15 protein-coding genes are annotated in these 16,627 nt (G+C 67.2%); 6 read left to right on the top strand and 9 right to left on the bottom strand.

Annotation, left to right across the window (positions count from 1 at the left end; translation table 11 throughout):
• Both RT697_RS01600 and RT697_RS01595 read left to right on the top strand, forming a co-directional pair.
• Positions 1-1,203, top strand: a complete 1,203-nt coding sequence (locus tag RT697_RS01600) for an MFS transporter (protein ID WP_313696692.1) — start codon at positions 1-3, stop codon at positions 1,201-1,203.
• 44 nt (positions 1,204-1,247) lie between these two features.
• On the top strand, positions 1,248-1,916 hold the full coding sequence (locus RT697_RS01595; RefSeq protein WP_313696691.1) for an HAD family phosphatase: 669 nt from the start codon (positions 1,248-1,250) through the stop codon (positions 1,914-1,916).
• Between the two features lie 13 nt (positions 1,917-1,929).
• On the opposite strand, the gene RT697_RS01590 is transcribed toward RT697_RS01595, so the two are convergent.
• The 4 genes from RT697_RS01590 to RT697_RS01575 form a co-directional block, all read right to left on the bottom strand.
• Complete coding sequence (locus tag RT697_RS01590; protein WP_313696690.1) at positions 1,930-3,087, bottom strand: nitronate monooxygenase family protein; 1,158 nt, start codon at positions 3,085-3,087, stop codon at positions 1,930-1,932.
• A 129-nt stretch (positions 3,088-3,216) separates the two neighbouring features.
• On the bottom strand, positions 3,217-4,602 hold the full coding sequence (locus RT697_RS01585) for a tripartite tricarboxylate transporter permease (protein WP_175121273.1): 1,386 nt from the start codon (positions 4,600-4,602) through the stop codon (positions 3,217-3,219).
• Entirely contained in the window at positions 4,599-5,084 is a 486-nt protein-coding gene (locus RT697_RS01580) for a hypothetical protein (RefSeq protein WP_313696689.1), read from the bottom strand. The genes RT697_RS01585 and RT697_RS01580 overlap by 4 nt, the downstream gene beginning before the upstream one ends.
• 69 nt (positions 5,085-5,153) lie before the next feature.
• Positions 5,154-6,443, bottom strand: a complete 1,290-nt coding sequence (locus RT697_RS01575) for a hydroxymethylglutaryl-CoA reductase, degradative (protein WP_313696726.1) — start codon at positions 6,441-6,443, stop codon at positions 5,154-5,156.
• A 130-nt stretch (positions 6,444-6,573) separates the two neighbouring features.
• Between RT697_RS01575 and RT697_RS01570 the strand changes: the two genes are divergently transcribed.
• Positions 6,574-7,992, top strand: a complete 1,419-nt coding sequence (locus tag RT697_RS01570; RefSeq protein ID WP_313696688.1) for a PLP-dependent aminotransferase family protein — start codon at positions 6,574-6,576, stop codon at positions 7,990-7,992.
• Here the strand turns inward: RT697_RS01570 and RT697_RS01565 are convergent.
• The 4 genes from RT697_RS01565 to RT697_RS01550 all read right to left on the bottom strand — a co-directional run bounded on the left by RT697_RS01565 (position 7,983) and on the right by RT697_RS01550 (position 11,600).
• Positions 7,983-8,810, bottom strand: coding sequence for an anaerobic ribonucleoside-triphosphate reductase activating protein (locus RT697_RS01565; protein ID WP_313696687.1), 828 nt, complete (start codon positions 8,808-8,810; stop codon positions 7,983-7,985). The genes RT697_RS01570 and RT697_RS01565 overlap by 10 nt on opposite strands.
• Complete coding sequence (gene nrdD / locus RT697_RS01560) at positions 8,776-8,958, bottom strand: anaerobic ribonucleoside-triphosphate reductase (RefSeq protein WP_313696686.1); 183 nt, start codon at positions 8,956-8,958, stop codon at positions 8,776-8,778. Before nrdD ends, RT697_RS01565 begins: the two co-directional genes overlap by 35 nt.
• A gap of 94 nt (positions 8,959-9,052) precedes the next feature.
• Entirely contained in the window at positions 9,053-11,047 is a 1,995-nt protein-coding gene (locus tag RT697_RS01555) for a ribonucleoside triphosphate reductase (RefSeq protein ID WP_313696685.1), read from the bottom strand.
• Between the two features lie 202 nt (positions 11,048-11,249).
• Positions 11,250-11,600, bottom strand: a complete 351-nt coding sequence (locus RT697_RS01550; protein WP_313696684.1) for a DUF3325 domain-containing protein — start codon at positions 11,598-11,600, stop codon at positions 11,250-11,252.
• Positions 11,601-11,886: 286 nt separating this feature from the next.
• Here RT697_RS01550 and RT697_RS01545 point away from each other — a divergent pair, with 286 nt between their 5' ends.
• The 3 genes from RT697_RS01545 to RT697_RS01535 all read left to right on the top strand — a co-directional run bounded on the left by RT697_RS01545 (position 11,887) and on the right by RT697_RS01535 (position 15,586).
• A complete protein-coding gene (locus RT697_RS01545; protein ID WP_313696683.1) occupies positions 11,887-12,501 on the top strand; it encodes a hypothetical protein in 615 nt (204 codons plus the stop codon).
• Positions 12,502-12,513: 12 nt separating this feature from the next.
• Positions 12,514-14,889 carry a catalase gene (locus RT697_RS01540; RefSeq protein WP_313696682.1) on the top strand — a complete coding sequence of 792 codons (2,376 nt, stop codon included), beginning with the start codon at positions 12,514-12,516 and terminating at the stop codon, positions 14,887-14,889.
• 175 nt (positions 14,890-15,064) lie between these two features.
• Positions 15,065-15,586, top strand: coding sequence for a lipid-binding SYLF domain-containing protein (locus tag RT697_RS01535; protein WP_313696681.1), 522 nt, complete (start codon positions 15,065-15,067; stop codon positions 15,584-15,586).
• Positions 15,587-15,639: 53 nt separating this feature from the next.
• Here RT697_RS01535 and RT697_RS01530 read toward each other — a convergent pair whose 3' ends face one another.
• Positions 15,640-16,620 carry a tripartite tricarboxylate transporter substrate binding protein gene (locus RT697_RS01530; RefSeq protein WP_313696680.1) on the bottom strand — a complete coding sequence of 327 codons (981 nt, stop codon included), beginning with the start codon at positions 16,618-16,620 and terminating at the stop codon, positions 15,640-15,642.
• Positions 16,621-16,627 lie beyond the last annotated feature (7 nt).

Genomic DNA, 16,627 nt, shown 5'->3' with positions numbered 1-16,627 from the left:
ATGGACAAGGTTGAAGGGGCGGAAGGCGCAGTCGGGCACCAGCATTGGGGTGCGGTGCTGGCCATCGTGGGCGCGGGCGTCGTGGCGGCGCTGCAAGTGGGCAAGGTCATCATCGCCGCGCCGTTGCTGCGCAAGGACATGGGCCTGGACCTCGCCTCCATCGGGACGCTGACGGCGGTGTTTTCGATATTGGGCATGGTGGGCGGCATCGCGGCGGGCGGGGTGATCGCGCGCTTTGGCGCCCGGCGCATGCTGATCCTGGGCCTGGCGGCGACGGCGGTGGGCACGGCGGTGGGCGCGCTGGCGCCCGGTTATGGCGTGCTGCTCGGCTCGCGGGTGATCGAGGGACTGGGCTTCCTGATGATTACGGTGGCCGGACCCGCCGCGCTGCAGCGCATCGTGACGGGCGGCAGGCGCGATTTCGCCTTTGCGCTCTGGAGCTGCTACATGCCGGCCGGTATGGCAATCGCGATGCTCGCCTCACAGGCGTTCGACGACTGGCACGCCTATTGGTGGTGCGCGGGCGTCGCCGCGGGCGTGGCGCTGGCCAGCATCGTCGTGCTTGCGCCGCCCACGCCCCGCGGCGCTGGCCTGTCGTGGCAAGGGCTGCGCCAGGACACCGTCGACACCATGGGCGCCGCCGGACCGATGCTGCTGGCGCTGTCGTTCACCCTCTACAGTCTGATGTTCTTCGCGCTGTTCACGTTCCTGCCGGTGCTGCTCATGGAGCAACTGGGGCTGACGCTGGCGGCGGCCGGGTTGTACAGCGCCATCGCCAGCGCCGCCAACGTGGTGGGCAATCTGGGCGCGGGCGTGCTGCTTGCGCGCGGGTGGCGGCGGTCCACCCTGATCGCCTGCGCCAGCGCGGTGATGGCGGCCGTGTCGCTGCTGATCTTCGGTTCGGCGCTGCCCGCGATGACCACCTTTCTGCTCTGCGTGCTGTTCTCGGCCGTAGGCGGGTTGATCCCGGCCACGCTGCTTGGCACCGCACCGCTGGTGGCGCCGCGTCCGGCGCTGACCGCGGCGTCGGTTGGGTTGGTGATGCAGGGCAGCAATCTGGGGCAGGTCATCGGGCCGGTGGCGGTGGGCGGCGCCATCGACCGCTTTGGCTGGACCTCCGCGTCGTTCATCGTGGCGGCGGCGGGACTGGCGGGCGTACTCGTCGCCTGGCGGCTGCGGCGGGTGGAGGCAGCGGTAGGGTAAGCGCGCTGGCCTATCATGGAGCGGCCGAACACGTTGGAGGTTACATGCATACGTCCGCCCCGCGCCTGGTCATCTTTGATTGCGATGGCGTCCTGATCGACAGCGAAATCATCGCCGCGCGCGCCCAGTCCAGCGCCCTGGCCGAACATGGCATCGCCATCACGCCCGAAGAGGCCGCGTTGCGCTTTGCCGGCATTCCGGATGCGGACATGTGGCGCACGCTGCAGGCCGAGCACGCCTGCTCGTTGCCAGATAGCTTCGCGCGCCAGTATGCCGACCGGCTGGAACGCACGTTCCGCACCGAACTGCGCCCCTTGCCGCACGTACACGAGACGTTGAAGGTATTGAAGGAACGCGGGTTGGACCTGTGCGTCGCATCCAGCAGCATGCCGGCCAAACTGGAGGCCGCGCTCAAGATGGTGGGTCTGTGGGAAACGTTTGCGCCCCATGTGTTCAGCACGGCGCAGGTGGCCAAGGGCAAGCCGGCGCCGGACGTTTTTCTGTACGCGGCGCGGCAGATGCGGGCTGCGGTGCTGGATTGCGTCGTGGTCGAGGACAGCGTGCCGGGTGTGCGCGCTGCCCGCGCGGCGCGCATGCGGGCGGTGGGATTCGTGGGCGCCTCGCACAACGGACCGCAACAGCGGCAGCGTTTGCTGGACGAGGGCGCCTTTGAAGTGATCGATGATCTGCGGCGCCTGCCGGAGATCATATGAGGGTACGTCTGGCTTATGCCGTGGCGGGCATCTCGCCGTGCAGCAGATAGTCCATCAGTTCGCGCACGGAACGCATGGCATTGCCGAACGGCAGTTTGGAGGCGCCGCGGAAGAAAAGACCGCGGCTGACTTCGCCGCGCATGGCGGCCGCCAGCTTCAGGTCGATGCAGAACTGGCCGAACTTGGCGATGCCGTCGCGCAGCCCGCATTGCGTGAGGCAGTCCATGCGTTGGCTGCAGCGGCGCGGATCGGCGCGCGTGTTGGCTTGTAGCGTGCCTTCCTGGCGCAGGTAGCGTGTCAGCCACGGGGTGGCGACCGCACGTGCCGGCAGACCGGCCACGCTGGTGAATTCCGCCAGTTCGGCGGGGTCGGCGTCGATGAGGACGCGCTTGAAGTTTTCGTGGGCGTCGCCTTCGTGGGTGACGGCGAATGCGGTGCCGACCTGCACGCCGTCGGCGCCGTTGCCGAGCCAATGGCGGACCTGTTCGTGGCTGCCGACACCGCCAGCGACGATCAGGCGGGGCGCATCGCGACCCAGTTGCAGTTCAGTGAAAAGGGCGTGGCAATCGGCCAGCACCTTCTTGAAATCGAAACGTTCGCTGTGCAGGTCGTCGAGCCGTGCCGCGCCCAGGTGGCCGCCCGCGTAACCGGGGTGTTCGATGACGACGGCGTCGGCCAGTCGTCCTTTTTTCATCCATTTCTTCAGCACGGCGGCGACGCCGCGGGCCTCGGAAAGAATGGGCACCAGCGCCACTTTGGGGAAGTCGGCCGTCATTTCGGGCAGGTCGAGCGGCAGGCCGGCACCCATGACGATCGCTTCGGCGCCGCTTTCGCAGGCCTGGCGCACCAGCGCGGGGTGGTCGCGCACGGCTTTCATGACGTTTACCGCCACCAGGCCGCGGCCTTGCGCGGTATCCAGCGCGGCGCGGACTTCGCGATGCAGGGCCTCACGGTTGGCGGTGTCGATCGTGTCGCGGTCATTGCATTTTTCAGTTCTTTCCACGAGATCGGCGTGATGATGGCGCAAATCGACGCTGGCAATGGTGCCCACGGCGTTCTGGCTGGCAACCGCGCCGGCCAGGCGATGGGCGGATACCCCTACGCCCATGCCGCCCTGCACGATGGGCAGCAACTCGCGTCCGGCGAGGGTGAGTGATTTGAACCACGTCATGATATGAGTCTTTCCTCTGGTCAAGAGAGCAGAGGCTAGAGCAACGTGGGGAGCGCCGCCTTGCGAAGGATCAAGTGGCGCGGCAATGGGTGGGGGTCAGACAGTCCCCCCCGCCCATCCGTCACGCTTTTATCCCAGCAGCTTGATGATCGCCGGCACGGACAGCACGGCGGTGTAGTAGCCCATGAACTGCACGCCGGTATTGAAGCCGAACAGGCGCGACAGCAGGCCGCCGATGAGGCCCATGGTCAGGATGACGAGCAGGCCCAGGAATTGGCCTTCCCAGACGCTGATCACGATGATCAGGCCGACAAACGTGGCAATGATGGCTTCGTGACTGACCCGGCGCGACACGAACAGCGCGGCGCGGCGCGCGAAGTTCATGGCGAAGGGGTAGGACACCACGGCCGCCAGCAACACGGCCAGCATGCCGTAACCCAGGAATTCCCAGTGGTTCAGCAGGTTGTGCAGGTTGTGCGTCTGGCCCGTTGCCGAATCCACCGTGAAGCGGGGCGGGGCGTTGAAGAGCGGCGCCGCCGGTCCCGCCGCCACCGGGCTCAGGGGCAGGCCGAAGGCGATCAGCGGAATCAGCGCCTCGGCGATGTAGGTGGCCTCGGTCACGCCGTTGCGCGCGCTGAGCACCGTCGTCAGCCGGTGATAAGCGTGCTTGACGCGCGAGCCCACCAGTTCGCCCAGCACGACGGTCATGGCGACCGGGCTGAACACGAAGGTGGCGCTGGACACGGCGGCGGTGGCAAGCGTCCAGCGCGTCTGCACCCGGTCCATGACCTTGAGCGGGTTCGGAAAGTAGCCCGACCAGCCCTTCACGTCAGGCGCCAGCGAGAACGTGCGGACCTTGTCGCGCATCATCTTGCCGCGGCCTTGGGGCGACAGCACGGTGAACAGGTCGGCGATCAGCGGTCCGATGGCAATGCCCAGGAAGTAGCTGATGCTGAGCTTGACGCCGTACTTGGCCGTCAGGCTTTGCAGCGCAATGATGACCATGACGAACGGCACCAGCAGCGCCACGGCCGCCCAGCGTCCCGCGGAAAAATACGCGATCAGCAATGCGGCCGCCAGGAAGATCCACGGGGCCGACTTGGTGATGGCGGCGCCGAACGGGGCCAGCAGCACGGCGAACAGCACCGCCAGCGGCACCGCCACAAAGGCTGCGACGATGGCGCCGGACACCATCTTGCGCAGCGCAATGTGCGGCACGCCCAGCTTGCGCAGCATGTTCGCGTCCTGCAGCAGCGGTGTGGCCAGCGTGTCGCCCGGGATGCCCAGCAGCGCCGTCGGCACGGCGTGCGTCATGTGTTTGGCCACCGCGCCCGCCAGAAAGAACGTGAAGACGCCGGCGGGCGGCACGCCCAGCAGCACGACGAGCAACGTCAGCGGCGCGAGCGTCGTGGTTTCGTCGGTGCCGGACACCAGGCCGATGGCGGCAAACACGACCGCGCCCAGCAGGCCCATGCCCGCGGCCACCATGATTTGTTCAAGCAGTTCGGGGCTCATGCCAGCGCCTCCTTGGCGGCGCCGCGCCGGGGTTCGGCGGCAGCGGGAGAGGCGGCGGCGGGCGCCGCGGGCTGCGCGAACAGGTCGTACAGGTCCAGTTCCTTCAGCTCGCGTACGACCGCGTCGGGCAGATCCGCCAGCGTGCCCAGGCCGCCGGGCTGCTCCGCCAGCTCGGCCAGCACCTCGGCGCGCCAGGCCGGATCGTGCGTGGCGCTGTGCTCGACGACCTCGCGTTTGGGCGGAAACAGCCGGGCGCAGATCACGCCGGCCAGTACGCAGCCGGCCAGCCCCGCCAGCATGGCGTAGGCGTGCGCAAGTTCGGGCGAGGCGACCACGCCGCGCAGCCAGCGGCTGGCGGCAAAGAAGCCGGCCACGCTGACCGAGATGCCAATGCCGATGGCCCAGGCCAGATGCCTGAGATCCACGGTGTCGCTCCAGACTTCAGCCAGGCGCGTGGACGGCGCCTGTGAGCTTTGTTTCATGTCTCTCTCCTGTGTTTATCGGACGGCGCGCGGGGTCACCGGCGCCGCCTCGGGTACTCGCCGTGCGGGTTATCGGGACGCGCGCAGTTCCTCCAGCAAGGCCAGCGCGCGGTCGGTGCGGACGTCCTTCTCGGCGGCCATGCGCTTGGCGACCTCGTCGATCTCCGCGCCCGCGGCGCCGGCCACCAGCGCGATGTTGCGGGCGTGCAGCGCCATGTGGCCGCGCTGGATGCCTTCGGTGGCCAACGCCCGCAGCGCGCCCAGATTCTGCGCCAAGCCGACGGCCACGGCGACTTCGCCGAGTTCCTGCGCCGAGCGCACGTCCATGATCTTCAGGGCCAGCCGCGCCAGCGGGTGCGTCTTGGTGGCGCCGCCGACCAGGCCCACGGGCATGGGCATCTCGATGCTGCCGACCAGCGCGCCCGACGTGTCCTTTTCCCAGTGGGTCAGCGACGTATAGCGGCCGGAACGCGCGGCGTAGGCGTGCGCGCCGGCCTCGACCGCGCGCCAATCATTGCCGGTGGCGACGATGACCGGGTCGATGCCGTTCATGATGCCCTTGTTGTGCGTCGCAGCGCGGTACGGATCGATGGCGGCGAACGTGTACGCGTCCAGCACGCCTTCGATGATCTCGGCGCCGCTGCGCTCCTTGGTGTCCAGCGTCTGCGGCGTCAGACGCACGCGGGCGCGGGCCAGCCGCAGGTCGGCCAGGTTGGACAGGATGCGCAGGCGGACCGAGCCGCCGACGATCTCCTCGACAAGCGGGGCCACGGCTTCGGCCATCGTGTTGACGGTGTTGGCGCCCATGGCGTCGCGCACGTCGACGATCAGGTGCATCACGATCATCGGACCGCGCGGCGTATCCGGGAACACGTGGACCTCGATGTCCTGGCAGCCGCCGCCCAGTTCGATCAGCACCTTGTCGCGGCTGTTGGCCAGCGTCAGGATGCGGTCGCGCTCGCGCAGCAGGGCAAGGCGCGCGCCATGCGGGTCGGTCAGGCCCAGGACCTGGACCTGCGCGCGCATGAGGGGACGGGTGCTGGAGGTCTCGAAGCCGCCGCCTTCGCGCGCCAGCTTGGCCATGAACGAGGCGGCGGCGACCACGGACGGTTCTTCCACGGCCATCGGCACGAGCACGTCGCGGCCGTTGACCTGGAAGTTGCCGGCAACACCCAGCGGCAGCTCGAACGTCCCCAGGACGTTTTCGATCATGCCGTCGGCGCGGGCCAGGCTGAGCGCGCCGGGCTCGGCCAGCAACTGGCGCTCTTCGGCGGTGAGCGAAGCGGCGTCGGCAATGAAGGCCAGGCGTTGGGCGGGGGTGAGGGCCCGGAAGTTGGGCAGGCGTGAATCGGCCACGATGGCGTGTCTCCGTATAAGAATCGAGTGGCCAGATTCTAGGTAAACTGTACCGCTATTCAGAGGTACAGTTTGGGCAAACAGTACCATCGCACTGCACCAATTTTGTCCACGACAAGACGGGGATCGCAACGTGGAAGACGCCAATCCGCCGGGCAGGCCGCAGCGCGCGGCGCCCATTGCCGAGAGCCTGGCCAACCTGATCGGCCAGCAGATCGCCGACGGCGTCTACCACGCGGGCGACAAGCTGCCGTCCTTGCGCGAGCTGGCGCAATTGCACCGCTATGCCAAGAACACCGTGGTGGTGGCGTTTGAAATGCTGGTGGCGCGCGGGCTGGTCGAACCGCGGCGCGGCTCGGGCTTTTACGTGCTGGACGTCGATCACGCGCGCCCGGCCACCGATGAAGAGCCCGGGCAGTTGAGCCGGGCGATGGACATCGTGTGGCTGATGCGCGAACAGCTCAAGACCCAGCCCGACGCGGTCGCCGTGGGCGACGGCTTTCCGCCAGTGGAGTGGCTGGCCGACATGCGCATGGACCGCTACCACCAGAAGGTGGTGCGCACGGGACTGGGCGCGCTGTTCCGCTACGGCAGCCGTTTCGGCTATGCGCCGCTGCGCGAAAGCCTGGTCCGCAAGCTGGGCGACGTGGGCATCAACACCGCGCCGTCGCAGCTGGTGCTGACGCATGGCGCCAACGAGGCGATGGACCTGGTGATCCGCTACTTCCTGCCGCCGGGGTCGACGGTGCTGGTGGACAATCCCGGCTACTACCCGCTATTTGGCAAGCTGAAGCTGGCCGGGGTGCGGATGCTGGGCGTGCCGCGCCTGCCCGACGGACCGGACGTCGTGGCATTGGAATCGTTGCTGCAGCGCGAAAAGCCGCGGCTCTTTTTCACGCAGTCGATCGCACACAATCCCACCGGCTCGGACATGTCGCCGGCCAAGGCCTACAAGATCCTGCAACTGTCGGAGCGCTACAACCTGATGGTGGTCGAGAACGACCCGCTGGCGGACTTCAAGCCCACGTCGTCGGTCAGGCTGTCGGCGCTGGATCAGCTTGAGCGCACCATCTACATCGGCAGCTTCTCGAAGTCTTTCTCGGCGGCGTTGCGCGTGGGTTTCATTGCCTGCAACGCCGCATTGGCAAGTGACCTGGCCGATCTGAAGGCGCTGGTGCACGTCAGCAGCTCTGAATATTGCGAGCGCATGGTGGACGTGATGCTGCGCGAGGGTCATTACGAGCGGCATCTGGTGCGGCTTCGGCAGCGGCTGGAAGCCGCGACCGGCCAGGCGTTGCAGGTGCTGGATTCGCTGGGCGCGCAGGTGTTCACGCGGCCGACCAGTTCGTTGTATCTGTGGTCTGCGTTTCCCGGCGTGGCGGATTCGCTGACGCTGGCCGCGGCGCTGATGCCCGAGAAGGTCATCATGGCGCCGGGTCGCGTGTTCAGCGTGGATCCCACTGCGGTGTCGCCGTGGTCCCGCTGCAATGTGGGCGCCGTGGTATCGCCGCGCTTCCACGCCACCCTGGCCGCGCATCTGGATCAGCGATAGGCGAATTCCTGGAAGGCCTGCCGCAGTTCGCCCTGCGCCTGGTTGCTGAGCGCCCGCGCGACCGGTGCGCCGGGGGCGGCGCGCGCGGCCTGCACCGCAAAGCTGCGCACGCCGCGGCGGGCCAGTTCCCGCGCCAGCGCCAGCAGCCGCGATTCGTCCAGCCAGTCGGGATGCCAGGTGATGCGGCACTCGAATTCCAGTCCGGCGGACAGCAACTGCGTCAGGCACGCCAGCGCCGGACGCTGGGAATCGCGCCGGCCGGTGATATCGTCGTACCCCTTGGCGTCCGCCTTGATGTCCATGCCGACCCAATCCAGATGACGCAGCACGTCGGCCAGCCGTAGCGGGTAGATGCCTGCGGTGTGCAGGCCCACGCGATAGCCCATGCGTTTGACGTCGCGGATCATCGCGGGCAGGCGCGGTTCGCTCAGCGGCTCGCCGCCGGAAAACACGACGGCATCCAGGAGGCCTTTGCGGGTTTCGAGGAATGCGCGGACCTCGCGCCAGTCATAGCGGGCGGCGCGCGTCTGCAGTTCGGTGTTGTGGCAATAGTGGCAGCGCCATGGGCAGCCCGAAATGAAGACGACCGCCGCCAGTTGGCCGGGCCAGTCGACGGTGGAAAAGGGCACCAGCCCGCCCACGGCGGGCGAGTGCCGGGGCAGGGGCTGGATGACAGGCTGCGGCGGCGCGGCATAGGCCGGTCGATCCGCCAGCAGGCGAATGGCCTGGGCGGCGGGCCGGCCGGCGCCGCCGGCCTGCGAGTTGCCCTGAGGCGATCCGCCTTCAGGCACTGCGTTCGACGAAGAAGCGGCGCTCATTGAATTCGCCCTGTTTGCCGGTGTTGAAGGAAGAAACCGGGCGGTGGTAGCCCATCACCCGGGTCCAGACTTCGCAACGCACGCGCTGGCTGTCGTCTAGTTGGACAGCGGGAGCGGACGTGGCGACGGGAGAGATCAAGGTTTGCATAGGTTTTCCTCGGAAAGAGAAGCCGGACGCTTGTCCGGCGGTTGAAGAGCGGCGCGCGCCGGAAGGATGCGCACCGCCCCGGATCCCGGCAGCGCTACGCCGGGGTGCAGCAAGCCGATTGCTTGGCAAGCAGTTCCGCGTCGCACTTGGGGCAGAACTCGTGGTGCCCGGCCAGGTAGCCGTGATTCGGGCAGATGGAGAACGTCGGCGTGACCGTGATGTACGGCAGGCGGAAATTGGTGAGCGCGCGGCGCACGAGCTGCTTGCAGGCCTCGGCGGTGGAGACGGCCTCGTTCATGTACAGATGCAGCACCGTGCCGCCCGTGTACTTGCTTTGCAGCGTTTCCTGCAGTTGCAGCGCGTGGAAAGGATCGTCCGTGTAGCCCACCGGCAACTGGCTGGAGTTGGTGTAGTACGGCTGGGCGTCCGTGCCCGCCTGCAGGATGCCGGGATAGCGCTTGCGGTCTTCGCGTGCGAAGCGGTAGGTCGTGCCTTCGGCCGGCGTGGCCTCCAGGTTGTAGAGGTGGCCGGTTTCTTCCTGGAATTCGGTCATGCGCTGGCGCACGCGATCCAGCAGGCGTACGGCAAAGGCGTGGCCGGCGGGCGTGGTGACGTCTTCGGCGTCGTCCGTGAAGTTGCGGATCATCTCGTTGATGCCGTTCACGCCCAGCGTGCTGAAGTGATTGCGCAGCGTGCCCAGGTAACGGCGGGTGTAGGGGTAGAGGCCCTGGTCGATGTAGCGCTGCACGACCTTGCGCTTGGTTTCCAGCACGTCGCGGCCCAGCGCCAGCAGGTGGTCCAGGCGCTCCATCAGGCGCGCTTCGTCGCCGCGGCAGGTATGGCCCAGCCGGGCGCAGTTCACGGTCACCACGCCGACCGATCCGGTCTGCTCGGCCGAACCGAAGAGTCCATTGCCGCGCTTCAGGAGTTCGCGCAGGTCGAGCTGCAGGCGGCAGCACATGGAGCGAACCATGTGCGGCTCCAGGTCGGAGTTCAGGAAGTTCTGGAAGTACGGCAACCCATAGCGCGCCGTCATTTCAAAGAGGCGCTCGGTGTTGGGATGGTCCCAGTCGAAATCGGGCGTGATGTTGTACGTGGGGATGGGGAACGTGAACACGCGGCCCTTCGCGTCGCCAGCCATCATGACCTCGATGTACGCGCGGTTGATCATGTCCATCTCGGCCTGCAGGTCGCCATAGGAAAACGGCATTTCCTCGCCGCCCACGTACGGGATCTGGTCCTTCAGGTCGGCCGGGCAGGTCCAGTCGAACGTGAGGTTGGTGAAGGGCGTCTGTGTGCCCCAGCGGCTGGGCACGTTCAGGTTGAAGATGAGTTCCTGGATGGATTGCTTGACGTCCGAGTAGGTCATCGCGTCGCGGCGGATGAAGGGCGCCATGTACGTGTCGAACGAGCTGAACGCCTGCGCGCCGGCCCATTCGTTCTGCAGCGTGCCCAGGAAGTTGACGATCTGGCCGATGGCGGCCGACATGTGCTTCGGGGGCGTGGATTCGACCTTGCCGGGAATGCCGTTGAAGCCTTCGGTCAGCAGCTGGCGCAACGACCAGCCGGCGCAGTAACCGCTGAGCATGTCCAGGTCGTGGATGTGGATGTCGCCCTCGCGGTGGGCGTGGCCGGCTTCCGGCGTGAAGACGTTGGACAGCCAGTAGTTGGCGGTGACCTTGCCGGCGACGTTCAGGATGAGGCCGCCCAGGCTGTAGCCCTGGTTGGCGTTGGCGTTGACGCGCCAGTCGCGCTGTTCCAGATACTCTTCCATGGCGCTTTCGACGTCGACCAGCGTGTGGCGCAGCGAACGCAGGCGGGCGTGCTGCTCGCGGTGGACGATGTAGGCGCGCGCCGTGCGCCAGTGGCCTGCCTGGACCAGCACATCTTCGACGCGGTTCTGGATGGTTTCGACGCCGGGGCAGACGTTGCCGTCCAGCTTGGCGATGACGGTGCCGGTCAGTGCGCGCGCGGCTTGCAGGTCCAACTCCCCGGTGCTCTGGCCCGCCGCCGCCATGGCTTGCGCGATCTTCTCGCTATCGAATGCAACGACGCGGCCGTCGCGCTTGAGGATGTGTTGGATTTCCATTGTTGGCACCATATGTAGTGGAGTGCGAAGACTCTATCACCACATATGGTGCTGGAACCGCGTCGATATGGCCGGATGTGGATGCCGGTTGACCCGCATCAAATGGCCGAAAAGCGGCGTGAAATTGCGCAATGCGGCGATCGGTCGCACCCGGCGCTTGCCGCCGGCGTCGCACGCAGCGCTCGCCGCCGGCCCGGCCAGATCAGAAGCCGATGCCGACGCCCAGCAGGGAAATCGCGACGGCCACCGCCGCCGTCCCGGCGGCCGGCCGCGGGGTCCAGGACAGCAGGCCGAACCACAGCAGCGCGCCCGCGGACAGCCAGCCCAGCCACACCACCATGCCCAGCACGTCGCCCCACAGGCCGACGCAGGGGAGGATCGCCAGGCCCATCAGCAGAACGCCGGCGCCGCGCAGGACGCGCGTGTGGCCGGCGTGGGGATCGCGCGTCCAGACCTGGTGGTAGTGGCGGGGGGTGGCGAGGGCCAGGCAGGCCATGCCGGCGTAAGTCAGCAGCAAGGCCATCGCGATGGCGCAGAGGTCGTTCATGGTCATGCGGCTGCGCTTCTTGCGCGGGGTCGCTGTGCCTGCCGGATGGCGCGGCGCCTTTGCGCTGTTGTGGGTAATGCCCCCGATTCTACGGGAATCGGCGCGGCGTCCGGCGCGCGAGGGCTTTGTATTTTCTGCACGGCGTCTTGGGCGCCCCGTGGCTACCGTGGCGCGCGGCGGGCCCGCATCGGCAGTCCGGGCTTCAGGAACGCGAATTGCTGTAAACGCGCCTCCATCGGAAGCGATCGCCCGCCGTGCGCATCGTTGATGACCTACGACAAGGAGCCCAACCATGAAACGCAAAGCCGGAAACGCCCGCCAGATCAAGGAGCTGCTGTACCAGGCGCTGGAGACCGAGATCGGCGGCCTTGCCATTTACGAGACCGCGGTCAGCTGTGCCATCAACGAAGACCTGAAGAAGGAATGGCTGGGCTATCTGGAAGAAACGCGCACCCATCGCCGTGTGCTGCTGACGGTGTTCGAACAGTTGAAGCTGGACCCGCAGGCCAAGTCGCCGGGCCGTGACGTGGTGCGTCACCTTGGCGAATCGCTGGTGCGGGCAATGAAGATGGCCATCAACGCCGGCGACCCCGCGGCGGCCCAGCTGGTGGCGACCGAATGCGTGGTGCTGGCCGAAACCAAGGACCACGCCAACTGGTCGCTGATCGGGCTGATTGCCGATCAGCAATCGGGCGACGAAGCGAAGATTCTGAAGCAGGCCTACGACGCCGTGGCAACCGATGAGGATCATCACCTTTATCACACGCAGGGCTGGTCGCGGGAACTGTGGATCGAGTCGCTGGGCTTCCCGGCCGTGCTGCCGCCGCCCGAAGAAGTAAAGAAAGTGGAAACCGCCATCGGCGCCTCCCGCGCCGAGCAGGCACGCGACACGATGCTGACGCATTAAGGAGAAAGAACCATGGCAAGCAAGAAGCCAGCAAAGGCCGGCTCGGGCGGCGCGCTCGATACCGCCTACATGAATACCGACAGCGGTCCGGCCAGCGGGCCGGCCGGCAAGCCTAAGCATCCCGCGCTTCAGCGCGCGGCGGCGGTAGGCGCCACGACGGGGGCCATTCCTCACAACGCCAACAAGGAGGCGGAATACGGCGAGCAGGCCGCGCGCTGTCCCTATGCGGGCGCGCATGTGGGCACGGTGGATCCCGCCGTCGGCGCGAGTTCGCTGTCCGAGAAGGAAGTCTCGGACAAGACGGGCGACGCCGCCACGCCCGGCGTGAACCAGAACGACGGCACATTGCCCCGCGTGCGCGCGGACGGCGGCGGCCAGGCGCTGACCACCAACCAGGGCGTGCGCGTCAGCGACAACCAGCACTCGCTGAAGGCAGGGCTGCGCGGTCCCGCGCTGCTGAAGGACTTCATCCTTCGCGAGAAGATCACGCACTTCGACCACGAGCGCATCCCCGAGCGCATCGTGCACGCGCGCGGCTCGGCGGCCCACGGGTATTTCGAGTGCTACAAGCCGCTGACCGACCTGACCGCCGCATCGCTGTTCGCCGAAGCCGGCAAGCGCACGCCGGTCTTCGTGCGGTTTTCGACCGTGGCCGGCGAGCGCGGGTCCAAGGACACGGCGCGCGACGTGCGCGGCTTTGCCGTGAAGTTTTATACGGACGAGGGCAACTGGGATCTGGTCGGCAACAACATGCCGGTGTTCTTCATCCAGGATGCGATGAAGTTCCCGGACCTGGTCCACGCGGTCAAGCCCGAACCGCACCACGGCATGCCGCAGGCGGCCTCCGCGCATGACACCTTCTGGGACTTCGTGTCGCTCATGCCGGAATCCACGCACATGCTGATGTGGGCGATGTCGGACCGCGCAATTCCGCGCAGCTACCGGATGATGCAGGGCTTTGGCGTGCATACGTTCCGCTTCGTCAACGCGCAGGGCGAATCGCGCCTGGTGAAGTTCCACTGGAATCCGATCCTGGGCACGCATTCGCAGGTGTGGAACGAGGCGGTCAAGGTCTCGGGCGCCGATCCGGACTATCACCGCCGCGACCTCTGGGAAGCGATCGACGCGGGCCATGGCCCCGAATGGGAACTGGGCGTGCAGGTCTTCACCGAGGATCAGGCCGATGGCTTCAGTTTCGACGTGCTGGACGCCACCAAGATCGTGCCCGAGGAACTGGTGCCGGTCGTGCCGATTGGCCGCATGGTGCTGGACCGCAATCCCGACAACTTCTTTGCCGAGACCGAGCAGGTGGCGTTCTGCGCCGCGCACGTGGTGCCCGGCGTGGATTTCACGAATGACCCTCTGCTGGCTGGCCGCATCCATTCCTACGTCGATACGCAGATCTCGCGTCTGGGTGGCCCGAATTTCCATGAGATTCCCATCAACGCGCCGCTGGCGCCGGTGCACAACAACCAGCGCGACGGCATGCACCGCCAGGCCATGCATCGCGGCCGGGTGGCCTATGAGCCCAATTCGCTGGCCGGCGGCTGTCCGTTCCAGGCGGGCATGGACGGCTTCGTGTCGTTCCCGGAGCCGGTGACAAGCGACGAACTGCGTGGGCATCCCGAGAAGTTTGCCGAGCACTACAACCAGGCCACGCTGTTCTACGACAGCCAGACTGCCTGGGAGCGCAAGCACATCGTCGACGCCTTCGCCTTCGAACTCAGCAAGGTGACGGTGCCGCAGATCCGCCAGCGCATGGTCGCATCCCTGCGCAACGTGTCGGACGAGCTGGCGCAAGGGGTGGCCGATCAGATTGGGATGGCGCTGCCGGACCCGCTGCCGCGCGCCACGAAAAACCCGCCCAAGCCCGAGGTGCAGGTGTCGCCGTCACTGTCCCTGACCGCCCGGCCGGGCGACGGCAGCGTGGCCACGCGCAAGGTCGCCATCCTGGCGGCCGAAGGCGTCGACGGCCAGACGGTGTCCGCCGTCGCTGACGCGCTGATTCAGGCGGGCGCCGTTGTGCGGTTGGTGGGCCAGCGCATCGGTCCCGTCCAGACCGCCGAGGGTGGCGCGCTCGATGCGGATGCGTCGCTGGACAACCATCCGTCCGGCGTGTTCGACGGAGCGGTGGTGGCGGGCGGTGCGGACGCCGCGGCGCTCCTGGCTGCCGACGGAAGGGCGCTGGAGTTCCTGCGCGACGCCTATCGGCACGGGAAGACGCTGATGGGCCTCGGCGATGGCGTGCAGGTGTACGCCGCCGCGGGCATCGATCCGGATCCGAACGACGGCGGTTTGCTGCTGGGCGGGGAGGATCCGCAGGCGTTCGTCGCGGCACTGGGCAAACATCGCCATCCGGAGCGGGAGACCACCCCGCCCAAGGTGTGAGGGACGCGCCCGCACGGGTAAAGACGGATCATTGACACGTGCGGGGCGGCTGCGAATACTGAGCCGGCAGGTCGGGCGAGCGCAATCGGCGCTCGCCCTTCTTAACCGGGGAGGCCGTATGAACCGCGCGTCCGTGTTGCCTGTGAAACTTCTTGGCTGGCTCTGCGCCAGCCTTTTGACTTTCTCCGCCCTGATCAGCTTCTCCCCGCCCGCGCGGGCCGCGTCGGCGGAGGAGATCAGCGCCGATGCGATGGCGGCGCTGGAGCAGCTTTACTCCCAGGATCCGCGCATGCGCGAACTAGGCAAGAAGGCCGTCGCCGTGCTGGTGTTTCCGAACATTATCAAGGGCGGCTTCCTGGTGGGCGGCGAGCGCGGTTCGGGAGCGTTGATCCGCCGGGGACAGGTCGATGGCTTTTATTCGATCTCGGCGCTGTCTTTCGGATTCCAGGCCGGCGCGCAGCAGTTTTCGTACGCGCTGTTCTTCATGAACGAGCCGGCGTTGGCGTATCTGAACCAGAGCGATGGCTGGGCGCTGGGGGCAGGCCCTAGCCTGGTCGTGGTGGACCAGGGCTATGCCGCCAGCATCAACACCACCACCCTGACGCAGGACGTGTACGCGGTGCCGTTCGGCGAGCAGGGACTGATGGCCGGGATGGGTCTGCAGGGATCCAAGATCAGCCGCATGGATCCGAACTGAGCCGTTTGCGGAAAATGATGCGGCTGGGACGCCATCCGGCGTCCCGCTCCCGGTCAATCGAGGGTAATGCCGGCACGCTCGGCGACGGCGCCAAATGTGGCGATCTCTATTGCAATCTGCTCGCGGAACGCCTGACCCGGAAGGAAGACGGGATTCAGCGACAGGTCCGAGACGTTCTTGCGCACCTGTTCGTCTTGCATGATTTCCGCCACTACCCGGTTCAGCGTGTGCATGACTTGAGTCGGCGTGTGCGCTGGCGCGACCAGCCCGTACCAACCGACGAACGACACATCCGGCATGCCCGCTTCGGCGAAGGTAGGCACGTCCGGAAGTTGCGGCATGCGTTGCTCGCCGGTGACTGCCAACGCCCGGATTTTGCCCGCGCGCGCGTGCGCTGCCGATGCGGAAACCGTGTCCACGGCCAGCGCGATCTCGCCGCCGATCAGGGCGGTGATGAGTTGTGCGCTGCCCTTGTACGGCACCGGTGTCATCCTAGCTCCGGCTGCCTGCGCGAACATCTCGCCGGTAAGGTGGGGGGCGGACCCCGGGCCGAACGTGCCGTACATCAGGCCGCCGTTGGCGCCTTCCCGCCGTGCGAACTCGGCCGCTTCCTTGGGTGTGGCGGCGGGCAAGGCATTTTGCGCCAGTAGTACAACGGGGGCCTTGGCGACGATTCCGATGTGCTCGAAGCTACGCAGGGGATCGTAGGGCAGCGCCGGCTTGAGCGCCGGCAGTACGCTGTAGGTGGTGCTGCCGGACAGCATCAGCGTGTAGCCGTCGGGCGCTGCGCGGGCAACCGCCTCGGCGCCGATGAGGGTGGAGGCGCCAGGGCGGTTTTCCACGATGACGGGTTGGCCAAACTTGCCCGACAACTTGGTGGCGAGCAGACGCGCCACCGCGTCGGTGGCCCCGCCCGGCGTGAACGGGACGACGATCTTGATGGCCTGTTCCGGATACGCGGCGTGGGCGGTACTGGCGTGGGTGGCGGCGGCAAGTGTCAACGCCAACAGGGCGGTACGAAATCTGGCGGTCATGGTGGGG

This window comes from Achromobacter sp., from assembly GCF_032113835.1.
In the GTDB taxonomy this organism is placed as follows: Bacteria; Pseudomonadota; Gammaproteobacteria; order Burkholderiales; family Burkholderiaceae_B; genus Achromobacter.
The sequence above is the reverse complement of the archived record's forward strand: the minus strand, read 5'-3'. Positions and strand labels throughout refer to the sequence as shown.